The 386-nt window shown below is 46.1% G+C and carries 1 protein-coding gene; it reads left to right on the forward strand.

Features of this window, described 5'->3' with window-relative positions; translation table 11 throughout:
• Nucleotides 1-16: 16 nt before the first annotated feature.
• A partial coding sequence (locus tag PZH32_RS11650) for a PD-(D/E)XK nuclease family protein (protein WP_275208418.1) occupies nt 17-386 on the forward strand: 370 nt, incomplete at its 3' end.

Here is a 386-nt window from a genome sequence, read left to right on the forward strand (position 1 = left end):
TAAAAAAGAAGCCGGTATGCTGGGAAGTCAGATGGCTGAAAAGCTGTATCTTGATCCTGAACGCGTGAGTGTGACGAGGCTGGAAAAGTTTGCTTCCTGTGCCTATGCACATTTCCTGAGTTATGGTTTACGGCTTTCTGACCGGGAAACCTACGGATTTGAGGCGATGGATCTGGGAAATATTGCACATCAGGCATTAGAACGTTTTGCAAGAAAAGCAGAGGAAGAGAAACTGGACTGGGTAACAATGCCGGAGGAACGCAGGACAGAGCTGATAGATGAAAGTGTGGAAAGCAGCGTTCTGGATTATGGAAATACAGTCCTGTTTTCAAGTGCAAGAAATGAATATATGATCTATCGGATCAAGCGTCTGATCCGCCGGTCTG

Source organism: Adlercreutzia equolifaciens (assembly GCF_029076695.1).
In the GTDB taxonomy this organism is placed as follows: Bacteria; Actinomycetota; Coriobacteriia; order Coriobacteriales; family Eggerthellaceae; genus Adlercreutzia; species Adlercreutzia equolifaciens_A.